Below are 2,833 nucleotides of genomic sequence, written 5' to 3' on the forward strand. Positions count from 1 at the left end.
CACTCATTTTAAAACACCTTAAAAAAAACGTGTCATCGACTTTTGTCGATGCATACTAACAGACAAGCTTAAAGAATGTGCGATGGGCAAAAATCCCATCGCACAGAGTATAACCAACACTTTTATGCAGAAGACGGTGCAGCTTTAACTTTCTTCGTTTTCGGTTTCGGTTTAGCGGTAGCCTTCTTTATTTTTGCAGGTTTTTTAGTCACTCCTTTAGGAGCGGCTGTTTTTTTGACGGGTTTAGCTTTGGCGACAGTTTTCGTTGTTTTAGCCGCTTTAGCCGCTGTTTTTGCTTGTGCATTCGCATCGCGTAATTGAACTTTGAGTGCTTTCACTTGATCTTTCAATGCAACGATCGTTGCTTTCAATTTTTCTACATTTGCTGCTTGAGCCATAATTTTCCTCGCTTAATCAATAAAAATAATCCTGCATTAACAAATGCAGAAGGGATTTTACGGACAACTAAGTGACTTAGTCAAACAATTGTTTCGACTCATTTCAATATTTCAGGCAGCGGATCAATCAAGCGATTTTTTTTAGAGCGCGTCCAATCTTTATCATGCTCAAGCACATACTGCGCTGCTTGTACAAAAAACTCCTCTGGTCGCTCAATATGAAATGCGGTGCAATATTTCTGTACCTCACGAAGTAAATCACCTGGGCAGGATAGCTTAAGCGTTTCATTTTGAACTTTTTTATGGGGTTTAATTAAAGGCATGTGTTTTCTCCAAATTTGAGAGAACACATCTACGGGTGGGGTAAAAAAATCATATCAAAATCAGATTTAATGTCAATATGATTTTTATGTAAAAGATAAATGACTTTATTCATTTGTTGCTGTTAAAGAAATCATGTAGCGCTCATTCAATGTTACTGCGATAGGTTGATGAAAAAATTATTTGTCGTTAAATTGTCTGAAGTATTTTGATTGCTCTTTTGGATGTTCATCATATATTTTTTTATTGTCATTTAAGAAACTGATCGCGTTTCTTTATAACTTCACTTTTAAAAATGTTTAAGCTCCAATTTATTTGAAATAATGAATAAGAGGATGCTGTTTTGTGATGTCGTGGGTGTTGTGTTGGTTTTTTAGTTCTCACACATGTCGCAACTAACGTTGCACACACATTTTCTATTAAATTCAATAAGTTACATTAATTTGCTCTTTTTGTGAGCGAGGTATAAATTTTGCGGGGGATTATATAAAAAACATATGACTAGATAATTTTAATATGGCATATATTTTTCAACAACTTACAATATGACTATATAAAAAATATATATCTTTTATAAACTTATATATAGTGATAAACTTGATCTTATATGATTTTTATATAACTTTAAGGCGGGGAAAATGGGTCAATATTGCATATCTTTACCGGAACAACTTCATGAAAAACTCAAAGTTGGCGCTAAAAAACAACAGATTTCAGTCTCTCAGTACATTCGTAAATTGGTTGAAATGGGCATGGAATTAGAAGATTTAACCGATCAAAATAAAAACGGTGGTGGCGAAAATTCCTCAATTTTTTCTGAAGAAAAGCAACGCACTTTATGGAAAAATTTGTTGTCGTGGTCACTCGAAAGTCGTGTGCTATCGCGCGTTCTATTTGAAAAAATTCTGGACGGAAAGTATCCCGATGTTAAGGCTGAAATCAAAATGATTAAGGAAAAATCGGAGGCAAAGGCCAATGGACTGTTAGATATTAATGAGGATTAATGGCCCATTTCGCGATCAAAACTTCTGGTAGGATTGAGTTGTTTTACAGGTAATTCAGCAGCCTTTTGTTGTGCCAAGGCACGATTCATAGCCTGTCGCTTATTGCCTGTTTTTATAAGCGTTTGACGTGTCATTTCTTCTTTTGAGTGACTCATTTTTTGGGTGTCGGAGGTAAAGCTTTTCTCTTCTACTAATAGGGTTTTAAGATGTTCTACCCCCTTCTCTTTGAGGACGTCATTAAGATCATGCCCAATTGCTTCAGGCTTCAAGTACGTCACAGTTTTGCCTTCTGATTGCAACTTATTGGCTTGTTCCTTAAAGCGATTTTCAGGTGAACTTTTAGCATCATGATCAAAACAAAATACTACATTTTTCTGAAGATTCAGCTTATGAGTTGAAAGAAAATTGGATTGCCCGAGTGTTACTTTAACTTCATTTTTTTGATCAGCCATGAGAGCGCTCAAGCCTGTTTCAGCGCCTTCGGCGATATACGATTTGGTAGTCTCATCAACCGATTTTTCACCTTCTTTTGATAGCGATAAATGCACAGCAGCACCGCTAATAACGCCGATGGTTTGCTTAGAAACGGGTAATTTTTGAGGTTTATTTTTCGTAGCCTGATCTAAAAATGTCGCCTGCACGACCTGAACATTACCTGCTTTATCTTTGCCTACTAATAACATCGCAGGAGTGGATTTTTTGTTTATCGCGCAATAAATATTCGGATGAAATCTTACGTTCTCTGGCCAGTTTTTTAGATCAATTTTACGGTGCTCTTTTAAATAATTTTCAACTAACGTACCTTTGATCGGCAGACTTTCTCGAGCCAACTTATTCGCCTTCGCCACTTGTTTTTTCTGATAATCCGTCCAATTTTTGGGGTCACTTTTATCCTGTTGTTGTCCTTTTTGTTGCGCTTTTTTTGATGACACTGACGATAGATGTTTAGTTAAATCGATGCCCATATAACGACTCGCTTCACCAAGCAATTGCGGGTAATCTGTCGCGCTTGTTAAGCCTCGTTGCTCTGCAAAAAGACGCAACATATCACCACCTTCCCCTGTCTGAAAATCATGCCAAAGTCCTTGCTTATTTCCTTTGATGGTCACG

4 protein-coding genes are annotated in these 2,833 nt (G+C 36.7%); 1 reads left to right on the plus strand and 3 read right to left on the minus strand.

Annotated features, from left to right (window positions below):
• Positions 1-122 precede the first annotated feature (122 nt).
• Both FJ366_04270 and FJ366_04275 read right to left on the minus strand, forming a co-directional pair.
• Complete coding sequence (locus tag FJ366_04270; protein MBM3894781.1) at positions 123-398, minus strand: hypothetical protein; 276 nt, start codon at positions 396-398, stop codon at positions 123-125.
• Between the two features lie 98 nt (positions 399-496).
• Positions 497-721, minus strand: a complete 225-nt coding sequence (locus tag FJ366_04275) for a hypothetical protein (GenBank protein MBM3894782.1) — start codon at positions 719-721, stop codon at positions 497-499.
• Between the two features lie 636 nt (positions 722-1,357).
• Between FJ366_04275 and FJ366_04280 the strand changes: the two genes are divergently transcribed.
• Positions 1,358-1,723, plus strand: coding sequence for a toxin-antitoxin system HicB family antitoxin (locus FJ366_04280; GenBank protein ID MBM3894783.1), 366 nt, complete (start codon positions 1,358-1,360; stop codon positions 1,721-1,723).
• On the opposite strand, the gene FJ366_04285 is transcribed toward FJ366_04280, so the two are convergent.
• Positions 1,720-2,833: hypothetical protein (locus FJ366_04285; protein ID MBM3894784.1), on the minus strand; the 1,114-nt coding region annotated here is incomplete at its 5' end. The genes FJ366_04280 and FJ366_04285 overlap by 4 nt on opposite strands.

It is taken from the genome of Candidatus Dependentiae bacterium, assembly GCA_016871815.1.
Classification (GTDB): domain Bacteria; phylum Babelota; class Babeliae; order Babelales.